The 22,645-nt window shown below is 71.6% G+C and carries 19 protein-coding genes; 2 read left to right on the top strand and 17 right to left on the bottom strand.

The features are described from left to right. Positions 1 to 129: 129 nt before the first annotated feature. Together ASE01_RS11635 and ASE01_RS11630 are read right to left on the bottom strand one after the other, a co-directional pair. A complete protein-coding gene (locus ASE01_RS11635) occupies positions 130 to 1,782 on the bottom strand; it encodes a serine/threonine-protein kinase (protein ID WP_056751320.1) in 1,653 nt (550 codons plus the stop codon). A 9-nt stretch (positions 1,783 to 1,791) separates the two neighbouring features. Beyond that, positions 1,792 to 2,193 carry an MmcQ/YjbR family DNA-binding protein gene (locus ASE01_RS11630; protein ID WP_056751318.1) on the bottom strand — a complete coding sequence of 134 codons (402 nt, stop codon included), beginning with the start codon at positions 2,191 to 2,193 and terminating at the stop codon, positions 1,792 to 1,794. A gap of 48 nt (positions 2,194 to 2,241) precedes the next feature. On the opposite strand from ASE01_RS11630, the gene ASE01_RS11625 reads away from it, so the two are divergent. Continuing rightward, positions 2,242 to 5,352, top strand: a complete 3,111-nt coding sequence (locus ASE01_RS11625; RefSeq protein WP_056751316.1) for an ATP-binding protein — start codon at positions 2,242 to 2,244, stop codon at positions 5,350 to 5,352. Here ASE01_RS11625 and ASE01_RS11620 read toward each other — a convergent pair whose 3' ends face one another. The 5 genes from ASE01_RS11620 to ASE01_RS24395 form a co-directional block, all read right to left on the bottom strand. Then, the gene (locus ASE01_RS11620) at positions 5,353 to 6,192 is read right to left on the bottom strand and encodes an ABC transporter permease (RefSeq protein WP_056751313.1); all 840 of its coding nucleotides are present in this window, start codon (positions 6,190 to 6,192) and stop codon (positions 5,353 to 5,355) included. Beyond that, positions 6,192 to 7,199: an ATP-binding cassette domain-containing protein gene (locus tag ASE01_RS11615; protein ID WP_056751310.1), complete on the bottom strand. Its 1,008-nt coding sequence runs from the start codon at positions 7,197 to 7,199 to the stop codon at positions 6,192 to 6,194. The genes ASE01_RS11620 and ASE01_RS11615 overlap by 1 nt, the downstream gene beginning before the upstream one ends. 107 nt (positions 7,200 to 7,306) lie before the next feature. Continuing rightward, a complete protein-coding gene (locus ASE01_RS11610; protein ID WP_200958820.1) occupies positions 7,307 to 8,395 on the bottom strand; it encodes a branched-chain amino acid aminotransferase in 1,089 nt (362 codons plus the stop codon). A gap of 80 nt (positions 8,396 to 8,475) precedes the next feature. Next, the gene (locus ASE01_RS11605) at positions 8,476 to 9,564 is read right to left on the bottom strand and encodes a 3-isopropylmalate dehydrogenase (protein WP_056751304.1); all 1,089 of its coding nucleotides are present in this window, start codon (positions 9,562 to 9,564) and stop codon (positions 8,476 to 8,478) included. 10 nt (positions 9,565 to 9,574) lie between these two features. Beyond that, positions 9,575 to 9,739 (bottom strand): hypothetical protein, encoded by a 165-nt coding sequence (locus ASE01_RS24395; protein ID WP_157537282.1) that lies wholly within the window; start codon positions 9,737 to 9,739, stop codon positions 9,575 to 9,577. A 383-nt stretch (positions 9,740 to 10,122) separates the two neighbouring features. Between ASE01_RS24395 and ASE01_RS11600 the strand changes: the two genes are divergently transcribed. Further along, positions 10,123 to 10,692, top strand: a complete 570-nt coding sequence (locus ASE01_RS11600) for an O-methyltransferase (RefSeq protein WP_056751302.1) — start codon at positions 10,123 to 10,125, stop codon at positions 10,690 to 10,692. Positions 10,693 to 10,699: 7 nt separating this feature from the next. Here ASE01_RS11600 and ASE01_RS11595 read toward each other — a convergent pair whose 3' ends face one another. The 10 genes from ASE01_RS11595 to ASE01_RS11550 are packed head-to-tail and all read right to left on the bottom strand — an operon-like array spanning position 10,700 to position 22,643. Beyond that, positions 10,700 to 11,593, bottom strand: coding sequence for an SDR family oxidoreductase (locus ASE01_RS11595; protein WP_056751300.1), 894 nt, complete (start codon positions 11,591 to 11,593; stop codon positions 10,700 to 10,702). A gap of 37 nt (positions 11,594 to 11,630) precedes the next feature. Further along, positions 11,631 to 12,353, bottom strand: a complete 723-nt coding sequence (locus ASE01_RS11590; RefSeq protein ID WP_056751297.1) for an FHA domain-containing protein — start codon at positions 12,351 to 12,353, stop codon at positions 11,631 to 11,633. Further along, positions 12,350 to 13,636 (bottom strand): vWA domain-containing protein, encoded by a 1,287-nt coding sequence (locus tag ASE01_RS11585; RefSeq protein WP_056751293.1) that lies wholly within the window; start codon positions 13,634 to 13,636, stop codon positions 12,350 to 12,352. Before ASE01_RS11585 ends, ASE01_RS11590 begins: the two co-directional genes overlap by 4 nt. Then, positions 13,629 to 14,765: a protein phosphatase 2C domain-containing protein gene (locus ASE01_RS11580; RefSeq protein WP_056751290.1), complete on the bottom strand. Its 1,137-nt coding sequence runs from the start codon at positions 14,763 to 14,765 to the stop codon at positions 13,629 to 13,631. The genes ASE01_RS11585 and ASE01_RS11580 overlap by 8 nt, the downstream gene beginning before the upstream one ends. Beyond that, positions 14,762 to 17,146: a serine/threonine-protein kinase gene (locus ASE01_RS11575; RefSeq protein ID WP_056751287.1), complete on the bottom strand. Its 2,385-nt coding sequence runs from the start codon at positions 17,144 to 17,146 to the stop codon at positions 14,762 to 14,764. The genes ASE01_RS11580 and ASE01_RS11575 overlap by 4 nt, the downstream gene beginning before the upstream one ends. Then, positions 17,146 to 18,273, bottom strand: a complete 1,128-nt coding sequence (locus ASE01_RS11570) for a hypothetical protein (RefSeq protein ID WP_157537280.1) — start codon at positions 18,271 to 18,273, stop codon at positions 17,146 to 17,148. The genes ASE01_RS11575 and ASE01_RS11570 overlap by 1 nt, the downstream gene beginning before the upstream one ends. After that, positions 18,270 to 19,211 (bottom strand): glutamate ABC transporter substrate-binding protein, encoded by a 942-nt coding sequence (locus ASE01_RS11565; protein WP_056751278.1) that lies wholly within the window; start codon positions 19,209 to 19,211, stop codon positions 18,270 to 18,272. The genes ASE01_RS11570 and ASE01_RS11565 overlap by 4 nt, the downstream gene beginning before the upstream one ends. Beyond that, positions 19,208 to 20,479, bottom strand: a complete 1,272-nt coding sequence (locus tag ASE01_RS11560; RefSeq protein ID WP_056751275.1) for a hypothetical protein — start codon at positions 20,477 to 20,479, stop codon at positions 19,208 to 19,210. The genes ASE01_RS11565 and ASE01_RS11560 overlap by 4 nt, the downstream gene beginning before the upstream one ends. Further along, the gene (locus ASE01_RS11555) at positions 20,476 to 22,134 is read right to left on the bottom strand and encodes an AAA family ATPase (protein WP_082605996.1); all 1,659 of its coding nucleotides are present in this window, start codon (positions 22,132 to 22,134) and stop codon (positions 20,476 to 20,478) included. Before ASE01_RS11555 ends, ASE01_RS11560 begins: the two co-directional genes overlap by 4 nt. Continuing rightward, positions 22,131 to 22,643: a hypothetical protein gene (locus tag ASE01_RS11550; RefSeq protein WP_056751273.1), complete on the bottom strand. Its 513-nt coding sequence runs from the start codon at positions 22,641 to 22,643 to the stop codon at positions 22,131 to 22,133. Before ASE01_RS11550 ends, ASE01_RS11555 begins: the two co-directional genes overlap by 4 nt. Positions 22,644 to 22,645 lie beyond the last annotated feature (2 nt).

Here is a 22,645-nt window from a genome sequence, read left to right as displayed (position 1 = left end):
CTGGCGCGTCTGACGTGCAGACGCGCTAGGTAATGATGCCGGTGGTGATCGCGGCGCTGATCGGGGCGCCGATCGGGTGGGTGATGGTGGTCACGGGGCTAGTTTGCCACGGATCCCGGAACCCGGGGATCAGAGTCCGAACGGACCGTTCGACCACGGGAACCAGCCGACGCCGTTGCCAGCGACGAGCACGCCGAGGGCGGCCGCCACCGCCAGCAGGCCGGCGCAGGTGAACAGCCACGGCAGGGTCGAGCGGCAGGCCGGGACGAGCACCCGGGAGACCGGTGAGCGGAACCTGCTGGCCCCCGGCCCCGACCAGAGCGCGACGCCCAGCCCGGCGCCGAACACCAGCAGCGTGACCGGTACGTCGAGCGCGAACGCGTAGCAGATCAGGCCCGCGGCCAGGCCGAGTCCGGCACTCCAGACGACGAGGACGACGGTGCCGGTGATCGCCCGCACGACGTGCCAGGGGCTGCTGACGACGAGCCGGAGGCCGTCGTACCACTTGACGCCGCGGACGCTGCGTCGGTCGGCCACCGCCGACGCGGCCAGCGACCCGGAGCGCAGCAACCACACGGTGAGGAGAACGACGAGCGAGGTCACCCACGGCGCGGCAGCGAAGCCCGCCCCGAGCGCGGCCGCACCGGCGCCGATCGCGGTCCAGCGCCGCAGGCGCTCGGGCAACGGCGGCGGTGGAGCCGTGTCGAAGGGCGCGTCGGGATCGAACCCGTGGGCGCGGTCCCAGTCCTGCTCGATGCGCTGCATCGCGGCGGTCGGCGGCGCGTGCGCCACGATCTCGGTCGGCAGCACCGCCGTGCCCGCGGGAGGCGGCGGTGGCGGCGGCGCCGCGGGCACGACAGGCACGACGGGCGCGGGCTGGGCGGCCAGGGCCAGCGGAAGGGTGAAGTCGTCCTCGGCCACGATCGGTGCCGTGAACAGGGCACCCGGCGGCGCCACCGAGGGCAGGTCCGGACGGGTGCTCAGCGGCCGCAGCCAGGCGAGCACCTCCTCCAGGATCGGTCGCTCCAGCGGATCCGGGTGCAGGGCCGCGGCGAGCACCTCGGCCATCGGCCGCTCGATCCCGCTCAGGTCGTGCTGGCCGCGTCGGGTGCGGTCCATGATCGCCATCGCCGGGCCACGGCCGTACGGCGCCCGGCCGGTCGCGGCGTAGGCCACCGTCGCCGCCCACGCGTGGACGTCGGCCGCGGGAGTCGCGTCGTCGCCGTACAGGATCTCGGGTGCGAGGTAGCCGGGCGTGCCGAGCAGCCACCCCGTCTGGGTGAGCCGGATGTCATCGGCCACGCGGGCCAGGCCGAAGTCGATGAGGATCGGCGTCCGGCCCTCCATCAGCACGTTGCCGGGCTTGATGTCGCGGTGCAGGACACCGACGGCGTGAACCGCGGCCAGACCCTCCGCCAGACAACCGGCGAGCCAGTGCAGGTCGGGACCCTCCACGGTCCCCTCGGCCGCGATGTGCTCGTGCAGCGACAGTCCGGGCACGTAGCGGGTCACGACGTAGGGGACCTCGGCCCACGGGTCGGCGGCGAGCATCTCGGCCACCCAGGGGCTGCGGATCCGGGTCAGCGAGCTGACCTCGCGCGCGAGGCGGCCACGTGCCTCCTTGTCGCCGACGATCTGCGGGCGCAGGACCTTGAGGGCGACCCGCCGGCCGTCCGGCCCCTGGGCCAGGTGGACGATGCCCATGCCGCCCTCGCCCAGGCGGGTCAGCAGCCGGAACGGCCCCACCTGGGTCGGTGCGCTGCTGTCGGGGCTGGTCGTCACGGTGCGAGGCTACCCGCGTTCGTCGAGCTCCTTGAGCAACTTCTTCGGCGCCACGCGGCGGTACGACGCATCGACCAGCTCGGCGATCTCGTCCCAGTCGACGTCGGGCGCGGCCAGGTCGATGGCCCGCCCGCCGTAGGGCCCGTAGTAGGCGGGGACGAAGAAGCGTTCGTCCGCGTCGATGGCCGGCAGGTCGACGTCGTCGGGGGTGAAGATGAGTGCGCACGGCACCTGCCGGTGCTCCCCGGGCCGGATCTTCTCCGACCCCCCGAACGCAGCGAAGATCTTCGAGGTCCGGAAGGTCGGCCGACCGTGGCTGATCCGCTCCTCGACCCCGGGCAGTGCCAGGCAGATCCTGCGCAGCTCGGCCAGGCCGGGGTCGTCGTCGCTGAACATGATCGGGTGCGCCATGGCGTCAGTGAAGCACCTGCGGCCGACATCGACTCCTAGACTTCGCGGGTGCCGATCCTCCTGACGCTGCTCGACGGCGTGCGCTGGGAGGGCACCCCCGTCGCGGGCGAGCGCCCGAAGGCGCTCCTCGCGGCACTCGCCGATGCGGGGCGCACCGTCGGCAGCGACCGCCTCGTCGACCTCGTGTGGGGCGAGGACGCGCCGGCCAACCCGGCGAAGGCGCTGCAGGTCCTCGTCTCCCGCGTCCGCTCGGTCGTCGGGGCCACTGCGCTGGTGACCTCCGGCAACGGCTACCGCCTGCAGGTCGACCCCGACCAGGTCGACGCATCCCTGCTGCGCACGAGCGCCCGCCTGGCTCGCGAGAGCCTCGCCGATGACCCCGCGACGGCGCTGAGGCATGCGCAGGTCGCGCTGGCCCTCGCCCCCGCTGGCATCCCGGAGGAGTCCTCCGGTCCCCTGGCGGAGGTACGCCGCCGTGCCGACCAGGACCTGCGCGAGGCCGCCGTCGTGCAGGCCCGGGCGCTGACCCGTTCGGGCCGACATGCCCAGGCCGTGCCGGGCCTGCGTGAGGCGGTCGAGGCCCGCCCCGACGACGAGGCACTGCTCGCCGACCTGCTGCGCGCCGAGGCCGCCACGCAAGGACCGGCCGCCGCGCTGGAGCTCTTCGAGGCGCACCGCATCGACGTCCGTGATCGTCTCGGCAGCGACCCGGGCCCGGAGCTGCAGCGGATCCACCGCGAGCTGCTCGCCCTCGACAGCCCGGTCCGCGAGGGCCTGCGGTACGACGCCAGCCCGCTCCTGGGGCGCGACGACGACCTCCGCACCATCGAGGGTCTGCTCACCTCGTCCCGGGTGGTCTCGGTGGTCGGCCCCGGGGGCCTCGGCAAGACCCGGCTCGCCCACGCCGTGGCGCGGGCGGCCACCCAGCCGGTGGTCCACTTCGTCGAGCTCGTCGGTGTCACCACCCCGGAGGACCTGGTGGGCGAGGTGGGATCGGCGCTCGGGGTCCGCGACTCGGTCAGCGGGCGTCGTGGCCTCACACCGGAGCAGCGGTCCGACGTCCGCGCCCGGATCGCCCAGCACCTCGACCAGGCACCGACCCTGCTGGTCCTCGACAACTGCGAGCACCTGGTCGAGGCCGTGGCCGACCTGGTCGCCTTCCTCGTCGTGACCACGCGCGAGCTGCGGGTGCTGACGACCACGCGCGCACCGCTGGCCATCGGCGCGGAGCGGGTCCACCTGCTCCCCCACCTCGGGTCCACCGACGCCGTGACCCTGTTCGAGGCCCGCGCCGAGGCAGCCCGCCCGGGCGTGCGCCTCGACGAGCACGACGTGCGGGCGGTGGTCGAGCGGCTCGACGGTCTCCCGCTCGCCATCGAGCTCGCCGCCGCCAAGGTGCGGGTGATGGCACCGGCCGAGATCGCTCGCCGACTCGACGACCGGTTCGCACTCCTGCGTGGGGGCGATCGCAGCGCGCCGGACCGGCACCGGACGCTGCTCGCCGTCATCGACTGGTCGTGGAACCTGCTGCAGGAGCGCGAGCGACGGGCCCTGCGTTTCCTGTCCGCCTTCCACGACGGCTTCACCCTCGACGGCGCGAGCGAGATGCTCGGCGAGGACGCCCTCGACACCGTCGAGGACCTCGTCGAGCAGTCGCTGCTCGTCGTGGGCGACACCGATGCGGGCACCCGGTTCCGGATGCTCGAGACGGTGCGCGAGTTCGGCCGCCTGCAGCGTGAGAGCGCCGGCGAGTCCGCCGAGGTCGCCGCCGCGCTGCAGGCCTGGGCGGTCGGGCTCGCGGGACGTGAGGGACGCCGCCTGTTCGCCCTGGACCAGGTCGAGGCGATGGACCGGATCCGCGCCGAGGAGACCAACCTCGCCGACGTGCTCCGTGACGCGGCGGCGGTGGCGGACCAGGCGGCGGTCGCCGTGCTCTTCGCCGGTCTCGGCGGCTACTGGTCGATCAGCGGCGACCACTTCCGCAGCATGACCGTGGCGCCGGCGGTGTACGGCGTGCTCGACGGGTGGTCGGTGCCGCCCGAGCTCGCCGACACCGCGCGGGCCGTGCTGTCCCTGGCCCTGTTCAGCATCCGCTTCACCGGGGACGAGGGCGCCGAGAAGTTCACCGAGCAGCTGACGAGCCTCGGCTCGCAGACCCCGAGCCGCGCCCTGTCCGCGCTCGTCCGGGTCACGCTGGCCCAGACGGACGGCATCCTGACGGACGTCTCGCCGCTGGTCGAGGACCCGGACCCCTGGGTGCGCTGCCTGGCGCTGCAGTGGACCGCCCACCAGTGGGAGAACCGCGGCGATCCCCGCGCCGCACTCGACGCCCTGGGCCGCGCCCTGCCGCTCGTGCAGCCCGAGGAGGGACCGTGGCGGCGGGCGATGATCAACGCCCAGCTGGCCGAGCTCCACGCCCAGCTGGGCGACATCACCCGGGCAGCGGAGCACGCCCGGTGGGCGCTCCCCGCCCTGGATCGGCTCGGTGCCACCGACGATGCCGTGCAGAACCGGTCGATCATCGCGATGGCGGCCATGATCGAGGGCGACCTCGACGCGGCAGCCCAGCAGATCGCCGATCTCGCCGCCAAGGCGCCGACCGGCCTGCCGGGCGGGGACGTCGCCATCATCCGCAGCCGTGCCGAGCTCGCGCTGGCGACCGGGGACGTCGCCGCCGGGCTGCGCCTGCACCGGGAGTCGGCCGACGCGAGCGTGGCCCTGCGCCTGCCCGGCTCCCCCGACCAGGTGACCCCGTGGGCGATCGCCGGCGTGGCCACGGCGGTCGTGGCCCATGCCCACTACGGAAGCGCCGACGAAGGCGCGGACCTGCGCAGGACCCTGGCCGACCAGGCACTCGACACGCTCGACCCGGACCATCCGTTCATGGACTTCCCCGTGGCCGGGCTGGTCCTCTTCGGACTCGGCCTGTGGGCACTCCTGCGCGGCCCCCACCCGCCGGAGGACGGCGTACGCCTCCTCGTCCTGGCCGACCGGTTCGCCTATGCGCGCTTCGCACCGACGATGCGGTGGGACCGGACGCGTGCGCTCTGCGACGAGCGGGCGCCGGGGGTGCTCGCCGCGATCGAGACGGAGTACGCCGAACGGCGCGGACCCGACCTGTTGGTCGAGGCCCGCGCCGCTCTCGAGCGCGTGCTCTGATCACATCTTGCGGGCGTAGTTCCGCACGGCCAGTGGTGCGAAGATCGCGACCACGACGGCGCACCCGAGCAGCGCCCAGCCGACCTGGCCGGTCAGGTCACCGGCATTCATCAGGTCCCGCACGGCCGTGACGACGTGCGAGACGGGGTTGACCTTCACGAACGCCTCGAGCCAGCCGGGCAGCGTGTCCATCGGCACGAACGCGTTCGACAGGAAGGTCAGCGGGAACATGATCATCATCCCGATGCCCTGCACGGCCTGGGCCGAGCGCGCCACCGTGCCGAGCCAGCAGAAGATCCACGACAGCGACCAGCCGGCGATGATCGTCAGCGCCCAGCCAGCGGCCACGCCGAGGACGCCGCCCCCGGGCCGGTAGCCCATCGCCAGGCCCACCGCGATGGTGATCGTGGCAGCCGTGCCGTAGCGGATCAGGTCGGCCAGCATCGGGCCGACGAGCGGCGCGATCCGGGCGATCGGCAGCGACTTGAAGCGGTCGAAGACGCCCTTGTCCATGTCCTCGCGCATCTGGGTGCCAGTCGCCATCGAGGCGGTCAGCGCGGTCTGGGCCAGGATGCCGGGGATGATCAGCGGCAGGTAGTCGGCGACCGATCCGGAGATCGCACCACCGAAGATGTAGGCGAACATCGCCGTGAACAGCACCGGCTGCAGGGTCACGTCGAAGAATTGCTCCGGGTTGCGGCGCATCTTCTTGGTGGCCCGCCAGGCCATCGCGAAGGACTGGTTGACGGTGTCGCGCAGCGACGGGCGGGCGGCGAGCACCCGGTCGGGGCTCGCGGCCAGCGGTACGGCGGTCGGGGTGTCGGGCAGCAGCGTGGTCATCAGGCCACCTCCTCGTGGGTCTGGTCGGCCTCGGCGTGGTGGCCGGTGAGGGTCAGGAAAACTTCGTCCAGGGTGGGCTGGCGCACGGCAGCCGTGGTGATGTCCACCTCGCCCTGACGCAGGGCGATGAGGACGTCGGCCGTGCGGTTGGCGTCGGTGAGGGCGATGGTGAACCCACCGGCCTCCGGCGTCAGCACGGGCGCCTCCCCCAGCACCCGCTCGACGATCGCCGCCGCCTGCGCGGTCTGTTCGCGGTCGGCCACCCGCAGGTGCAGCGTCGAGCTCCCCACGCTCTGCTTGAGCTCCTCCGGCGTGCCTTCGGCGACCTTGACGCCGCGGTCGATCACAGCGATCCGGTCGGCCAGCTGGTCGGCCTCGTCGAGGTACTGCGTCGTGAGCAGGATGGTCGAGCCCTGGGCCACGAGCTCGCGGATCGTGTCCCACATCTGCCCGCGGGTGCGCGGGTCGAGCCCGGTCGTCGGCTCGTCGAGGAAGATGAGCGGCGGCCGTGAGATCAGCGAGGCAGCCAGGTCCAGCCGACGGCGCATGCCGCCCGAGAAGCTCTTGATCTGGCGGTCCGCAGCCTCCTCCAGACCGAAGCGACCCAGCAGGTCCGCGGCCGTACGCCGCGCCTGCGCGGTCGGCTGGCCGAGAAGCCGGGCGAACAGGACGAGGTTCTCGGTGCCGGTGAGGTTCTCGTCCACCGAGGCGTACTGCCCGGTCACACCGACGAGCTGGCGGATCCGGTGCGGCTCACGGCGTACGTCGACGCCGAAGATCTCCGCCTGGCCCCCGTCGATGGTGAGCAGGGTGGCGAGCATCTTCAGCATCGTCGTCTTGCCTGCCCCGTTGGGGCCCAGGACGCCGAAGATCTCGCCGGGACGCACTTCGAGGTCGATGCCGTCGACAGCCCGGAAGGGCGCGGCGCCCTTGACGTCGAACGTCTTGACCAGGCCGGTGGCCCGGACCGCGCTGGCGCTGGTGGTGCCGTGGTGAATGGCAGTCATGGTTGCTCCTCCTGACCGGGGATCGACCCGGTCGATGCAAGGAGCATTCAGCGCAGCGGTTTCACCACGGCATCACGCCGGTTTCAGCGCTCAACAACAACGTGTCGTCAGACGACCTGGTGCATCCACCCGAAGGTGTCGTCGGCGCGACCGAGCTGGACGCCCACGAGCGCCTCACGGATCCGCATCGTCAGGTCGGTGCTCGCCGGAGCCGGGACGTCGCCGTCCTTCGACTTCAACGAACCCACCGGCGTCACGACAGCAGCAGTGCCGCACGCGAAGATCTCGGTGATCCGGCCGCTGGCGACATCGGCGCGCCACTCGTCGATACCGAACTTGCGCTCGGTGACCTGGTGGCCCATCTTCTCGGCGAGCTGGATGATCGAGGCCCGGGTGATGCCCTCGAGGATGGTGCCGGTCTCGGGCGTGACGATCGAGCCGTCGTCGTACACGAAGTAGAGGTTCATCCCACCGAGCTCCTCGACGTAACGCCCCTCCTGGGCGTCGAGGAACACGACCTGGTCGCATCCCTGCGCCGTGGCCTCCTGCTGGGCGACCAGCGAGCTGGCGTAGTTGCCGCCCGTCTTGGCCGCACCCATGCCACCGCGACCGGCGCGGGTGTAGTCCTCGGCCAGCCACAGCGTGACCGGCTTGATGCCGCCCTTGAAGTAGGCACCGGCCGGGCTCGAGATCACCATGAAGGTGACGTGCTGAGCCGGTCGCACACCCAGGAACTTCTCCGAGGCGAACATGAACGGCCGCAGGTACAACGTCTTCTCGCCACCGTCGTCGTTGGCCGGCACCCACCGGCCGTCGACCTTCACCAGTGCCTCGACGGCCTCGACGAAGTCGGCCGGCTCCAGCACGGGCAGCGCGAGACGATGGCTGGACCGCTTCATCCGCTCTGCGTTGGCCTCGGGCCGGAACAACCACAGGGTGTCCTCGCCCTCACCCTGGTGGCGGTAGGCCTTCATCCCCTCGAAGGTCTCCTGCGCGTAGTGCAGGACAGCCGCCGCGGGGTCCAGGGTGATCGGTCCGTACGGCGTGATCCGCGCGTCGTACCAGCCCTTGTCGGGCGTCCACTCGACGGTGAACATGTGGTCGGAGAAGTGCGTCCCGAAGCCCGGGTTGGACAGGATCTCTGCCAGCCGGGCGTCATCGGTCGGGTTCGCAGAGAGCGTGGTGGTGATCTGCATGGTCATCAGGTTAGTCCTCGTTAACGCAGGTCGGGAGGGGGCCTTCTGCCTGCGTTCGGAGGAGGTCCTCCGACGCAGGCTCAGCCGGCTACTCGGGCGGCGATCGCGTCGCCGACCTCGGGGGTACGACGCTGCGTCCCGGGTGCCCGCGACTCGAGGTCGGCCAGCACGGCCGTCTCGATCTTCGCGGCCGCCTCGGGGTGGCCCAGGTGGTCGAGAAGCAGCCCGGCGGAGAGGATCGCGGCCGTCGGGTCGGCGACGAGCTGGCCGGCGATGTCGGGAGCGGAACCGTGCACGGGCTCGAACATTGAGGGGGCGGTGCGGTCCGGGTTGATGTTGCCGGACGCAGCCAGACCGATGCCACCGCTGATGGCGGCGGCGAGGTCCGTGACGATGTCTCCGAACAGGTTGTCGGTGACGATCACGTCGAAGCGCTGCGGGTCCGTCGTCAGGTAGATCATGACGGCGTCGATGTGGCTGTAGTCGGTGGTCACGTCGGGGTACTCCGCGGCCACCTCCTGGAACAGGCGCCACCAGACCGATCCGGCGTTGACCAGCACGTTGGTCTTGTGGACGAGCGTGAGCTTCTTGCGCGGACGCTTCTGGGCCCGCGCGAAGGCGTCCCGGATGACGCGCTCGACACCGAAGGCGGTGTTGACCGACACCTCGGTGGCGACCTCGGCCGGCGTACCGACGCGCAGCGCGCCGCCGTTGCCGGTGTAGGGACCCTCGGTGCCCTCGCGCACGACGACGAAGTCGACCTCGCCCTTGCCCAGGACCGCCTCGGACAGCGGCGAGACCGCGCCCGGGTAGATCCGCGACGGACGCAGGTTGACGTAGTGGTCGAGCTCGAAGCGGAGCTTGAGGAGCAGGCCGCGCTCGAGGATGCCCGGGGGCAGGTTCGGGTCGTTGGGCTTGCCACCCACCGCACCGAGCAGGATCGCGTCCTGGCCGCGGATCTCCTCCAGCACGCTCGAGGGCAGCACCTCACCGGTGGCGAGGTAGCGCTCGGCGCCGAGGTCGTACCTCGTCTGCGCGAACTTCAGCTCGGCAGGCGCGGCGACCTCGAGGACCTTGAGCGCCTCGGCGGTGACCTCGGGACCGATGCCGTCCCCGGGAATGACGGCGAGGTCGACCTGTCCGGTCGCGGGCGTGGAGGGGGTGCTCATGAGGAAAAGGCTAGTTGTCCTCGGGGAACGCGTCGTCCCCGTCTCGCAGGGCAGTCCCGAAGGCAGGGGTCTCGAGCAGGTCGAGACGGAACGGGTGGTCGGGATCGTGCTTGGCCGGGCCCCATTCCTGGGCGTCGCGGTAGGTCGATCCGGAACGAGGGTTGCTGGTGAACATCGCTGGGTCTCCAAGAGCTGATGAGTGACGGGGTGCTGGACGATGACGGGGGTCAGTCCTGGCCTCTCCCACCGCGACGGGCGGGGACGTCAGCTCGTGGTTCTCACAGGAGCTCGACTACGACGGGGGTACGGATCACGCGTTGCCGGCCGGTGGGCCCGCCGCGGTGGCGTCGGAGATGCGCAGGACTTCAGTTGGATGAGAAGCCCCGCGGTGTTCGGGGAACGCCGCAATCACCGCGGCGAGGTGGCCTCTGTCAGGCCTCGCCGCGGCGCACGATTACGAGAAGAGCGCTCCGCATGATGACGGCACTCTAACAGAAGAACCTGCCCGCCATCCGAGATCGACGTCCCAGCCCTTGATCGCCGGGTGAGACTCGATGCATGAGCGCACCCCCCGACCTCCCTGACGTGGTCAACCGTGCGTTCGACGTGTCCCGGCGTGCCGGCTACGCGTCGTTCTGCCGCAACGAGACCGGACGCCTGCTGGCCGCACTGGCCGCCACCCGCGAAGGCACCATGGCCGAGTTCGGCACCGGTTGCGGTGTGGGGACGGCGTGGCTGCGTTCCGGCGTACGCAACGACAAGGCCCGCATCATCACCGCCGAGCTCGACCAGAAGCTCGCGAAGGCGGCTGGCGAGATCTTCGTCGACGACCCGCTCGTCGACGTCCTCGAGGCCGACTGGTCCACGTTGATGGACAAGGGCCCGTTCTCCCTGCTGTTCCTGGACTCGGGCGATCGCTCCGCGGTGGGGGTCGACAAGATCGCCGACCTCGTCGAGCCGGGCGGCATCGTCGTGCTCGACGACTTCGTCCCCTGCGAGATGTGGCCGCCGATCACCGGCGGTCGCGTCGACACGCTGCGTGAGGAGTGGCTCACCGACGAGCGGTTCACGACCGTCGAGGTGATGGTCGCGCCCGACGCGTCGGCACTGGTGGCGACGCGGCGCTGACGCCGCCTCAGTCCTCGCGAACGGCCTCGTGCTGGTCGTTGGCGACGATCCGCGCGCTCATCGACCGCCCCAGGGCCCGCACCTCGGCGTCCATCCGGGGCAGCAGGTCGGGCACCAGGCGCAGGATCGGGAGATTGCCGACAGCGGAGTTGATGACGTTGCGGTTCAGGCCGGCGCCACGCACCCACCCGGGGCAGTAGACGTGGCGTGAGCGCTTCTCCACGCCCCTCACGAAGGCCTTGACGCACGCGTCCACGTCAGTGGTCCGGTTCAGCGGCGGCGGGAGCTTGGTGAGCATCTCCTGGAAGGTCGGCAGGTCGCTCTTGGCGTCCTGCACGAGCGGGGTGTCGATCCAGGACATGTGCGCGCTGCCGACGGCGATGCCGAGGTGGGTGACCTCCAGGCGCAGGGCGTTCGCGAAGTGCTCGACCCCCGCCTTGCTCGCGTTGTACGCCGCCAGGCCGGGCGCCGCCGCGAACGCGGCCAGCGAGGAGACGACCAGCAGGTAGCCCTTGGTCTTCTCGAGCTCGGGGATGGCCGCCCGGGCGGTGTTGAAGACGCCGACGATGTTGATGTCGACGGTGCGCTGGAAGGCCGCGGGATCGATGGCGAGCACTGATCCATAGCTCGCGATCCCCGCATTGGCGAGCACCACGTCGAGCCGACCGAAGCGCTCCACGGCCGCAGCCACCGCGCCCTCCATCGCCGCGAGGTCGCAGACGTCGGCGACGATGCCGACGCACCGCTCGGTGCCGACGGCCTCGACCGCCTCGTCGAGGGCAGGCTGGTCGAGGTCGGTCAGCACCAATCGGGCTCCGCGGGCACCCAGCGCCTTCGCCGTCTCGAGCCCGATGCCGCGAGCGCCGCCCGTGATGAGGATGACCTGGTCACTGATCGTCATGGCGCGATCGTGCCACGTCCAGCGGAGGGCTACGACCTCAGACCTCGCCGGGCTGTGCCCGTCGTACGACGATCCGCGACCACGCGCCGAGGTAGACCCGGCCGTCGGGACCGACCTCGCGCTTCTCCCCCGCCGGCAGCGGGTCCTTCGGCAGGACACCGACCCCCGTGCTGAGGTAGGTGCCGTTGGAGGAGCCGAGGTCCTCGACCCACCAGCGGGTGCCGTCGGTGGTCAGCTGACAGTGGCGGCGGCTGATGCCGTTGTCGGAGGTGAGGTCGATGTCGGGGTGGATGCCACGACTCCGCGAGGTCCGGCCCACCAGGACCGAGGTCGACTTCAGCCTCACCACGGTCGGGACACCGGCCGACGGCAACGGGTCGGCGGACTCCTGGTCGGCGTACCAGTCCGGGTCGATCCAGACCTCGGCCACCCAGGCCTCGGTCAGTGGTGGCGCGATCGACGTCGGCGCGGAGGGAACCCCGAGGTCGAGGATCGACTCGACCGGCGCGACGGGCCGGGGCAGCGACCCGGTGGTGAAGTCGTAGCCGCACGCCTCGCAGAAGAGCGCGTTCGGCGGGTTGGTCGCCTGGCAGTTGGGGCAGGCCGCGGCGGTCTCCACGGGCGCCGGTGCCGGTGCCTCGGGTGCGGGCTCGGCCGCAGCCGGTTGCGCGGCAGCACCGCCAGCAGGGATGGGCAGCCCGCAGACGTCGCAGTAGTCGTCGGAGGCGGAGTCGTGACCCGAGGGACAGGTGCTGCTCACGACGGTTCCTTGCGGATCCTGGTCGTCTTGGTCGACGCGGTGTCGAGTGCCATCTCGTCGGCCTTCTCGATGGTGCGCTTGAGGCGCACGGTGCCTTCCTTCTCGTTGTCGACGTCGACGACCTTGCGCAGCTTGCTGGTGGCCTCGTCGTTGCCGGTCTCGGCCGCGAGCTGCACGGCGCGGCCGAGCTTGGTCGTGGCCGTGGCCTCGTCACCGGCCGCCTTGGCCGCGAGGCCCTCCTGGATCGCGTCGGCGAGCTCGGCCTGTCCGGTGTAGTGCGCGACCTGCTGGTCGATCCGGGTGGTGAGCTCGGAGTTGTTCGACCAGGTCGCCTTGACCAGGCCCTGGGTGACCACGTCGGCGCCGAGTGCGAGCTGGACACGGGCAGCGAGCTGCTCCTGGCCGATCGCCTTCGCGGGGACCCGGATCGCCACGTGGTAGTCGCGGGACTCGTCGGCCCACGCGCCCGTCGGGTAGTCGCCGGTCAGCGGGTTCACGGGGGTACGACGGCTGGACAGGTCCTCCACGGTGGGCGAGACCTGGCGCACGAACAGCACCTGGGCACCCTGTGGGGTCCACACCCGCAACGACGCATCGGCCACGCCGCGGGCCATCGCCTTGCGCATGATGTCCTGGAACTGCGCCCTCATCTCGGCAGGGCTGGGGATGATGTCGACCGTGCCGAGCAGGGCCTGCGCGATCCGTCGGATCTCGGCGACCTGCCAGTCGGTGCCGGCGCCGCGGCAGTCGGCCTGGTAGTAGCCGGTCGCCCGGTTGATCGCCTCGTCGAGGCGACCGGGACGCTCGCGGTTCTCCCCGTCGGTCAGCAGCAGGACGTGGCGCTGGGTGATCTCGGTGACCGAGGAGAACAGCTGGCCGGCGAGGTCGAGCCAGGTGCTGATCGCCGTACCGCCACTGCCGACGAAGCGGCCGATCGCGGCCGAGGCGTCCTGCCGGGCCTGGGCGTCCATCTTCGTCATGCCCGGGCCGCTGGAGACCTGGGGATAGGCGAGCATCGCTCGGTCGGCACCGGCGATCACGGCGAACCACGTGCCGTCCACGATCTCGGCGAGGGCCGCCTGGGCGGCGTCCTTGGCCGCCGCCATCGTCGCCGGCCCCATGGAGCCGGAGGTGTCGACGATGATGATCTCGCCCGCTCCACCGGATCCGGACTGCCCGGCGGTGCCGGCGCCCTGACAGGTGATCGTGACGATCGCGTTGACGTCGGTCCCACCGTCGGGCAAGAACTCGTTCTGGTAGACGCTGGCGCTGAACTCAGCCATCGCTCGGCACTCCTCCTGGGGTCGGCGTCCTGTCATTCTGCCCGAGGTCGCTGACATCGACCCGAGCCAGGGCGGCGGTGATGTTGTCGTGCCCGCCGGACGCGTTGGCGAAAGCGACGAGAGCCTGCGCCAGGTCCAGCGGGGTGGTCGTGCCCGTGGCGCGGACCTGCGCGGCCATCGCCTCGGGCGCGGAGATGTAGTTCCACAGGCCGTCGGAGCAGGTCAGCAACCAGCCGGAGGCCTCGACCTCCCTGCTCCCGACGCTCGGCACGATGTCCTCGGCGTCGCGGCCGAGCCACTTGGTGATCGCGTGCGCCTGCGGCCCGGTCTCGGCGACCTCGCGTGCGACCCCGCTCTCGATCTGCTCCTGGGCAACGGAGTCGTCGACACTGAGCTGGAGGGGCTGGCCGCTGTCGGGGATCCAGTAGGACCGCGAGTCACCGATGTTGGCCCAGCTGATCCGGCGCCCCTCCAGCACAGCCGCACTGAAGGTGGCCGATGCCGGGTTGGGCGAGTCGGGGTCGGTGACCGCGACGATCGCGGTGTTGGCGGCGGCGACGGCGTTGGCGAAGACCTTGCGGACCGCGGCGTCCCTGCTCTCCGGCGTCCCCATCCCCGCGGGCAGTGGGACACGCAGGACCTCGCGTGCCGCGCGGGCACCGGCCAGGGAGGCGACGTCGGAGTCGACGGAGTTGGACACGCCGTCGAGCACCACGAGGACGGCCCGCGAGCCGGGTGCCTCACCGGCGAGCAGGGCCATCGCGTCCTCGTTGCGGCTCTTGCCGATCGCCTTGTCGCACACGCCGGCCACCCAGCTCGCGGGCTGCTCCTCGAAGTGGTCGCGCTCGCTCGGCGCCTTGGTCCCGCACGCGAGGCAGTAGAGGTCGGGGCCGACCTCTCCCCCGCACTCGCCGCACGGACGGCGTCCGGCAGCCTTCGGCGGATCGGCGAGGAAGCCGACCGGCTTGCGGGTGGGTGCACTGATCGGCGCGTCCCCGAGCGGGTGGTCGGCCGGCGGCGGCGCTCCCGCGGCAGCGGGTACGACGGCCGGCTGGCCGAGCTGCGCACCACAGCTCTCGCAGAACCGCGCGCTGTCGGGCACCGTGCTGCCGCAGGACGGACAGGTCACGTGAGGCTCCAGTTCCGGACGGCGTTGGCCTGGTTGACCAGGGCGACCCGTTCCTTGAGGTCGATCGCGTCGCGCGCCATCGCGCGCAGTGCGTTCTCGATCCCGTCGCGGACGCCGGCCTCGGTCGCGGCCACCGAGCCGATCCGGGCACCAGCGGGCAGCTTGGTCGCGCTCGTGACCACCGGCAGGGCCTCGTTGAGGATCCGCACGGTGTACTGCTGACGGACCTGAGGGCTGACGCTCGAGGTCTCGATCGTCTGCATCGCCTGGTCGAGCACCGCGAGGTCGCGGACCCCACCGGTGAGCAGGACCTCGGCGCGCTGCTGACGGCTCTCGGTGTAGCCACGGCTGGTGGTCGGCACCAGGTCGAGTGCCGCCACCGCGCCGACGGTGTCCTTGCCCGCGGCCCGCACCCGGGCCATGCCGAAGGCGGCCGGCGGGACGTAGGCGGCGTCGGTGACGACGCAGACGAAGTACAACCCCTCGGCGACCTCGGGCAGTCCGCCGCGCTCGCACGCGAAGGCCAGTGCCAGCTTGGGCGCCAGCTCACCGGGGACCTGCTGGTAGACCGCGTTGAAGGAGGCCTTCGCCGTCTCCCAGTCCGATGCCTGGACGGCAGCGAGACCCTCGATCCAGAGCGCGCGCCACTCCCACGGGTCGGCGGAGAGCAGGGACTGCGCGTGCGCGCGGGCCACGACGGGGTCGCCGAGGTCGAGGGCAGCGCGGGCCCGGGCCAGCCACACCTCTGCACTGTCCTCCGGCGCCTGCTGGAGGTCGGCGAGACGCTTGGCGGCGTCGTCCGCGCTGAGCGTGGCGAGCCATCCGTACTGCGGGTCCGTGGTGTCGACGCGCAGTGCGGGCAGCTGGCTCCAGTCGGTGATCGGCCGCGCGGTGGCGGGCGACTCGAAGAGCACGGAAGCAGCCGAGGTGAGCGCCGTTCCCTTGCGCTTGCGGGCGACCACCTCGCGCAGCACGCCGAGGACCTGTGCCCGCATCTCGTCGACCGACGCGAACCGGTCCGCAGGGTCGGGCGCGCAGCACTTGGCGACGAGCTGGTAGAGCGAGTCCTGCTCCTGGAACAGCGGGGTCGCGTCCACGGGCGGCAGGCTGTGGAGGTAGGTGCCCTGGTAGCCGCGGAACTCCATCGTCAGCACGACCAGCGTGCGGCCGATCGTGTAGATGTCGGAGGCGACGGACGGACCGATCTCGGCGACTTCCGGTGCCTGGTAGCCGACCGTGCCGTAGATCGCCGACTCCTCGTCGTCGGACCGGCGCACGCCACCGAGGTCGATCAGCTTCATCGCGTCGCCGACCTGGATCATGTTGTCGGGCTTGAAGTCGCAGTAGACCAGGCCGAGGTCGTGGAGGTACTGGAAGGCCGGCAGCAGCTCGAGGATGTAGGCGAGCGCCTGGTCGACCGGGAGCGGGTCGTAGGCGCCGTTGTTGTCCTTCATGCGCTGCTTGAGGATCTGCTTGAGCGACTTGCCGCCGACGTACTCCATGACGATGTAGCCCGCACCCTCGTGCGTCACGAAGTTGTAGATCTCCACGATCAGCGGATGCTCGACCTGCGCGAGGAACTGCTGCTCGGCGATGGCCGCCGCGAGTGCGTCGGGGTCACCGGAGTTGAGCAGGCCCTTGAGCACGACCCAACGGTTGGAGACGTTGCGGTCGCGGGCGAGGTAGATCCAGCCGAGCCCACCGTGCGCGAGCGCGCCGGCGACCTCGTACTGGCCGGCGACCAGGTCGCCCTGGTGGAGCTTCGGAGTGAAGGAGAACTGCTGGCCGCAGTTGGGGCAGAAGCCCTCGCTGCGACCGGGCTGGCCCTCGATGCTGCGACCGACCGCGTTGCCGCACTTGGAGCAGCTGCGCTTGTCCTCGGGCACCTGCGGGTCGGCCATGATCGCCTTGGCGGCGTCGACCGGCGGTGCAGGAGGTACGACGGTCAGGCCGGCCCCGAGGCGGGCCGAACGCATGCGCTGCGACCCGGTGCGGGTGCGACGGGTGGCGTAGCTGCCACTCGATCCGGCGCGTCGGGAGCCGATCGCGGCCGACTGGACGCGGCTGGCCGCGGTCGCGGACGTGCCCTCGCGCCCGGACAGCGGCTGGGCCTCGCTCTGGGCCTGGGCGATGGCCGAGGCCTCCGCCACCCGCGCACTGGCCACCGCGGGCGAGCCGCAGACGTCGCAGTAGCCGTCGAGGATCGTGCCGGTGCAGCCGGGCTGCTGGCACGCGTCACCGCTGGCGGCGGGGAGTCGCTTGGAGGTCGCGGCGGGCGCGATGCCCGCAGGGGCGGGCGCCCCGGCCATGCCGCAGACGTCGCAGTAGCCGTCGACGATCGAGCCGGTGCACCCCGGCTGGGTGCAGGAACCAGCGGTCATCAGGAGATCTCCTTCGCGAGCCAGGTCTGGTAGGTCGTGACGAGCTGGCGGGCCACGGCCATCGGGCACGGGCGCCGCTCGAGGAGTCCGCGGGCGGCTCGCTCGCTCTCGACGAGGTCGGGACGGTCGGCGACCCGGGCAGCGCGCGCCTTGGCGGCGTACGCATCGAGCAGTCCGACCAGCTGCGTGTGCTCCTCGAGGGCGTCGGAGTAGGCGTGCTGGACGACCTCCATCGCCTGCGAGACCCGGTCCAGGCGCTGCAGGTAGGGGCCGATCTCGTCCGGGGTCACCGGGACCGGACCGAGCAGTGCGACGTCCGGGACGGCGTAACGGGGCGCCGGGTCGACGGTGGCGATGCACGTGTCGACGAGCTTGCTCAACGCGGCCGACCGGGCCTCGAGGTCGGCGCGGAGCTCGCGGGCCGAGAGGATCTGGCTGCGGGCGTCACGGCGCCGCGCGTTGCCGACGATCAGGTCGCGCTCGAAGGTCGTGGCCTCGCTCTCGAGCGGACCGAGCATGCCGCCGACGTCGCCGCCACGCTCCGCCTTCGCGGTCACGCCCTGCAGTCGACCCATCAGGCCGGCGAGCGTGGCGATCGCTCCGTCACGGTCGTTGGCGGGCTCGAGACCCACCTGGTCACGGATCCGCTCGAGCTGGGCACGCAGCGCGCGCACCCGCGCCGCGGACTCGTCCGCACCGGGCACCAGGGCCAGCCGCGTGCGCAGCTGGCCGGTGAGCGCGTCACAGAGCCGCCCCGCCTCGGGCAGCGACACCGCGAGCCCGCCCGGCAGCTCCGTGGCGCCGTCGAGCCGGCCCCAGATCAGCGCCGAGATCCGTTCCCGCTCCTGGCGCAGGACGCGGCCACCGTCCCAGGTCGCGAAGACCAGCTGGTAGCGGTCGGCCGTGGCCTTCCACAGCGCGAGGGCCAGCGACATGTCGCCGGTCAGCTCGCCACCGCGACCGGCACTGATCGCAGCGGCGTCCAGCTCGTCGAGCTCGGTGCGACGCACCCGGATCCAGGTGTCCAGCTCGCCGAGGTAGGTCTGCACGGCGGCAGGATCCAGCGCGTCGCCGAGCTTGCCGGGAGCGACGGGAGCGGTGGCGGTCGCGGCCTGCTGCACGCTCACCGGCCGTACTTCGGCGCCGGCGCCGTCGCGTCACCCAGGTAGGGCTTGAGCCACTTGTCGTACGACGCCTGCCAGGCGCCGTTGCCGCGACGCTCGTCGAGGACGGAGTTGATGAACCTGATCAGGTCGACGTCGTCCTTGTTGGCGCCGATGCCGTAGGGCTCGTCGGTGAGCTTGTCCTGCTCGGGGACGATCGCGTACGGGTCCTGGGCCGCGAGGCCGGCGAGCACGGTGTCGTCGCCCGTGATCGCGTCGACCTCGCCGTTCTGGAACTTCGTCAGGCAGCCGGTGTGGTTGGCCGCTCCGACCGCGACAGCCTCGGGCTGGGCCTCGGTGATGTTGTCGATGCTGGTGGAGCCGGTCGGGGCGCAGACGTTCTTGCCGGCCAGCGACGCGAGACCGTCCTTCTCGAAGGCTGCGACGTCGTCCTTGCGGACCAGCACCTTCTGGGTGGCGTTGTAGTAGACGGCCGAGAAGCCGATCTCGGTCCAACGGGTGCAGTTCATCGTCATGTTGCGGGCGACCAGGTCGATGTCCCCGGACTTGAGGAGCGTGATGCGCTCGGCTGCGCTGATCACGCGCAACTGGAGGGACACCCCCAGCGCGTCGGCGATCGCCCGGGCGACGTCGATGTCGAAGCCCTCGATGTCATTGTCCTCGAACGGGTTGGCCGAGCCGAGCCTCAGGGTGTCGGCGGAGACGCCGACGACGAGGCGCTTGTTGTTCTTCAGCTCGGAACGCGCAGCGGTCCGGTCGTTGCTCGGGTCGTACGACGTCGTCGCGTCGTCGCACTCGACCGGCGGTGTCACGGCAGCCGGCGTGGTCTTGTCGGTGTCGGGTTCGGGGACGACGGTGTCGTCGTAGCCACAGGCGCCGAGCAGGAGCAGGCCCGCGGTCAGGGTGGCCGCCAGGGCCCGGGAGGTGCGGATGCGGCTCATGAGAACTCCTTGCGTCGCTCGCCGATACCTCGGGCCACAAACACAGCGGCGACCACGCCCAGCAGGAGCGAGAGCACGCTGACCCCGAGCGCGATCTCCTGGCCGCTCTCCAGGTCGTCGACGACCGTCGCGCTGGCCGTCTTCACGATCTGCTCCGAGACGGTGTCGAACGAGTCCAGGGGCTCCGACGAACCGTCGGCACCGTCAGTGGTCGCCTTGTCCCGGGCGGCGTCCCAGTCGCCACCCTCGTCGAGCTCCCGGATCTCGCGATAGGCAGCGACGTAGGCATTCCACTGGTCGCCGGTGTCGCGTCGCAGGGATGCCTCGACGTCCCCCGCCGAGGTCTCCCAGTCCGCGACGAAGCGGGCACCGGAGCCGCGCTTGATCAGCGCCAGGCTCTCGTTGGCCTTCGCATCGTTGGCGGCGGTGCGAGCGTCGGCCTGGTCGATCGCCAGTGCGAGGTCGCCGTCGCGCAGGTTGTCGTTGGAGGCATCGCGGATCCAGGCACCGACCACCCCGACGAGGGTGACAGCGAGGAGGATCACCGCCGCGATCGCGATGCCCTTGTTGATCCGGCGCCGGAACTGGCGGGCCAGCTGCTGGTTGAGCAGGACCAGCGCTGCCAGCGCGAGGACCCCGATCAGCAGCAGCCAGAACGGGTGCTGCCCGTTCATCGATCCCTCGGCGCGATCGGTGTTGGCCTGCGCCAGCGCCTCCAGCGTGGGGATCCCGTCGAGGGCGTCACGCAGCGTCGTGCTGGCGCCGCTGAGGTATTCCGCGCCGACCGGGTAGCCCAGGCGGTTGTAGTCCCTGGCCTGGGCAACCGCCGTGGCGTAGTCGTTGACGGCGACCGCGAGCTTCTCGAGCACTGCACGGTCAGCCGGCTGGGCATCAGCCGCCGCCGTGATCCCGGTCAGCACCGTCTCGATCGCCACGTCGTAATCCGCCCGCTGGTCGGCGTTCTCCAGGCCGCCGACCAGGAACGCATTCGTCGCGAGGGCGTCGGCCCGCAGCAGGGAGCTCTGGATCTCCTGGACCCGCACCAGCTGCTCGGTGTCGGCGGCGGCACGACCGTCGGCCTGCCAGCCGAGGAGCTGCACCAGTGCGCTGAGGATGCCGAAGACGATCGCGACGCTCATCCCGATCAGCTGCCAGCGGTTGAGCAGGGCCGGGGTGTCGACCGACGCCGGATCGGCCTGGGTCGCCGGGGCAGCAGGCGTGGCCGGGGCGGGGGCGGGGTGCGCTGCCTGCGGGGCGGTCTGGCTCACGACTGCTCCTCATCGGTGGGGGCCGGGCGGGCAACTGTCGCGTCGTCACCGAACGGATCGACGGGTTCGGCGGGCGCGGCGTCCTCGGGTGGTACGACGACGCCGGCCTCGGCACCCGGGGCCTCCGGCTCGCCGGTGTCGTTCGGATCGACGACGAGGTCGGCCGGGTCGAGGGTGCGCAGCTGCTCGAGTGTCGGCTCGGCGACCTCGCGCAATCGCCAGGCGTGGTGGCCGATCGCGGCCTCCATCAGGTTGCGCACGAACCGGGCGTTGCCGAAGGACGGGCCGCGCGGCGCCTCCAGGAGGACCTCGCGCAGGCGGGCGACGACCTCCTCGCCCGCGTCGAAGTCGGCGCCCTTGACCATCGAGGAGAAGATGCCGACCAGCTCGTCGTCGGTGTAGTTGGCGAAGTCGATGGTCGTGCGGAACCGGCTCTCGAGCCCGGGGTTCTCCGAGATGAAGATCGCCATCGGGAGCGGGTAGCCGGCGACGATGACGACGAGGTCGTTGCGCTTGTCCTCCATCTCCTTGACCAGGGTGTCGATGGCTTCCTTGCCGTACTGGTCGCCCGAGAGCGAGTAGGCCTCGTCGATGAAGAGCACCCCGCCCTCCGCCGAAGCGACGACCTCGGCGGTCTTGGCGGCGGTCTGGCCGAGGTAGCCCGCGACCAGCTCGGAGCGGTCGACCTCGACCAGCTGACCCTTGGACAGCAGGCCGAGCGCACGGTAGATCCCCGCGACGAGCCGGGCGACGGTCGTCTTGCCCGTGCCCGGGTTGCCGTTGAAGACGAGGTGGCGGGTGATGGTCGGGGTGTCCAGACCTGCCTTCTTGCGCAGGCCCTCGACCCGCAGGACGGCGGCCTGGCGGTGGATCTCGCCCTTGACGTTGGCCAGCCCGATCAGGCCGTCCAGCTCGGCGAGCAGCTCCTCGACCGACTTGGTCGGTTCCTCGGGCTCGGCCTCCTCGACGGGCGGCTTCTGCGGCTCGGCCGCCTGGGTCTGCGCGCCGGCTTCCGGTGGTTGCGGTGCGAGGTCGCCCAGCGACCGGGCCTCGAGACCGCCGGCCACGTCGGGCTGCGCGCCAGGAGCCGAGTCGTTCAGCGCGCCCAGCTGGCGGCGTACCTGCTCGCCGACCCGACGGACCTGGTCGAGCATGTCGTCACCGAGGCCGGGCACGGGCTGGCGCTGCGGCAGGTCGAAGGCGCCGGCCGTGCCGGTCGGGACGGACGACGAGAACGGCGCGAGGCCCGCGGCGCTGCCGCCGATCTGTGCGGTGGTCACGGTCGTGGCCGCGCCGACGGCGTCCGGTCCGGGCTCGCCGAGCCGGGAACCCGCGAGCGCGACGTCGGCGAGGGCACTGGCGTAGTCGGCGGCGTGCGCGGACTTCTCCAGCAGGAGCTGGGCCATCAGCTGGGTGGGGCCGGCGCGGAAGCGGTTGCCGCGCTTGGCAGCCAGGGCGTGCTCCTCGGCGGAGGTCGCGCGACCGGTCTGCGCCGACCAGACGACGAAGGCACCTCGGGAACGCTCCGAGACGGTGGCCGCGACGGCCTCGCCCTCGGCGCGCGCAGCGGACTCGTCCAGGCCGGCGGCGCGGGCGACGGCGCTCAACGCGTCGAGTGCGGCCGCCAGCGTCGTCGTACCGGTCGTGTCGCTCATGGCGCTCCCAGGTTCAGGTCCGGGCCACCCGTGGAGGAGTGGCCGAACTTGGCGTCGAGGAACCGGCCGTGCGCGACGAGCGCCTGGGCATCGGCTCGGTTGGCGGCGTCGAAGATCTGGTCCATCGTCGCGCCGAGCAGCTCCAGCTGCTCGACCAAGATCATCAGGGCGGTCTTGTGACCGTCGATCGGCCGGGTGTCGGCCCAGTCGCGCGGCAGGCGCAGGTAGCCGTCGACGGCCTCCGGGAGGTAGTCCGTCGCCGTCGCGACGACCGAATAGCTCTCCAGGCTGCCCAGACCCATCTGCTTCAGGCGCGGCAGCGTCTGGTGGATGGTGCGGGCGATGCGTACGACCCGCGAGATGACGACCGGCGGCGCGTTGCCGTCGCGCAGCATCGCGTTGACCTTGTTCAGTGCCGCCAGGATGTCCTGCTCGGTCGGTGGCCCAGCGACGACCGGCGCCTGCTCGCCGGCGTCACCTCGCGAACGCCACCACGACTTCAGCCCCACTG

Source organism: Nocardioides sp. Root190, assembly GCF_001428565.1.
Classification (GTDB): domain Bacteria; phylum Actinomycetota; class Actinomycetes; order Propionibacteriales; family Nocardioidaceae; genus Nocardioides.
Note: the sequence above shows the minus strand (reverse complement) of the source record. Positions and strands in the feature narration are given on the sequence as shown.

What these genes read in the sequence shown, in the direction of transcription:
- ASE01_RS11600 (WP_056751302.1), top strand. Translation starts at nt 10,123, where the DNA reads ATGAGCGCACCCCCCGACCTCCCTGACGTGGTCAACCGTGCGTTCGAC.
- ASE01_RS11575 (WP_056751287.1), bottom strand. Translation starts at nt 17,146, where the DNA reads ATGACCGCTGGTTCCTGCACCCAGCCGGGGTGCACCGGCTCGATCGTC.
- ASE01_RS11620 (WP_056751313.1), bottom strand. Translation starts at nt 6,192, where the DNA reads ATGACCACGCTGCTGCCCGACACCCCGACCGCCGTACCGCTGGCCGCG.
- ASE01_RS11610 (WP_200958820.1), bottom strand. Translation starts at nt 8,395, where the DNA reads ATGCAGATCACCACCACGCTCTCTGCGAACCCGACCGATGACGCCCGG.
- ASE01_RS11615 (WP_056751310.1), bottom strand. Translation starts at nt 7,199, where the DNA reads ATGACTGCCATTCACCACGGCACCACCAGCGCCAGCGCGGTCCGGGCC.
- ASE01_RS11555 (WP_082605996.1), bottom strand. Translation starts at nt 22,134, where the DNA reads ATGAGCGACACGACCGGTACGACGACGCTGGCGGCCGCACTCGACGCG.
- ASE01_RS11595 (WP_056751300.1), bottom strand. Translation starts at nt 11,593, where the DNA reads ATGACGATCAGTGACCAGGTCATCCTCATCACGGGCGGCGCTCGCGGC.
- ASE01_RS11565 (WP_056751278.1), bottom strand. Translation starts at nt 19,211, where the DNA reads ATGAGCCGCATCCGCACCTCCCGGGCCCTGGCGGCCACCCTGACCGCG.
- ASE01_RS11605 (WP_056751304.1), bottom strand. Translation starts at nt 9,564, where the DNA reads ATGAGCACCCCCTCCACGCCCGCGACCGGACAGGTCGACCTCGCCGTC.
- ASE01_RS11585 (WP_056751293.1), bottom strand. Translation starts at nt 13,636, where the DNA reads ATGGCTGAGTTCAGCGCCAGCGTCTACCAGAACGAGTTCTTGCCCGAC.
- ASE01_RS11630 (WP_056751318.1), bottom strand. Translation starts at nt 2,193, where the DNA reads ATGGCGCACCCGATCATGTTCAGCGACGACGACCCCGGCCTGGCCGAG.
- ASE01_RS24395 (WP_157537282.1), bottom strand. Translation starts at nt 9,739, where the DNA reads ATGTTCACCAGCAACCCTCGTTCCGGATCGACCTACCGCGACGCCCAG.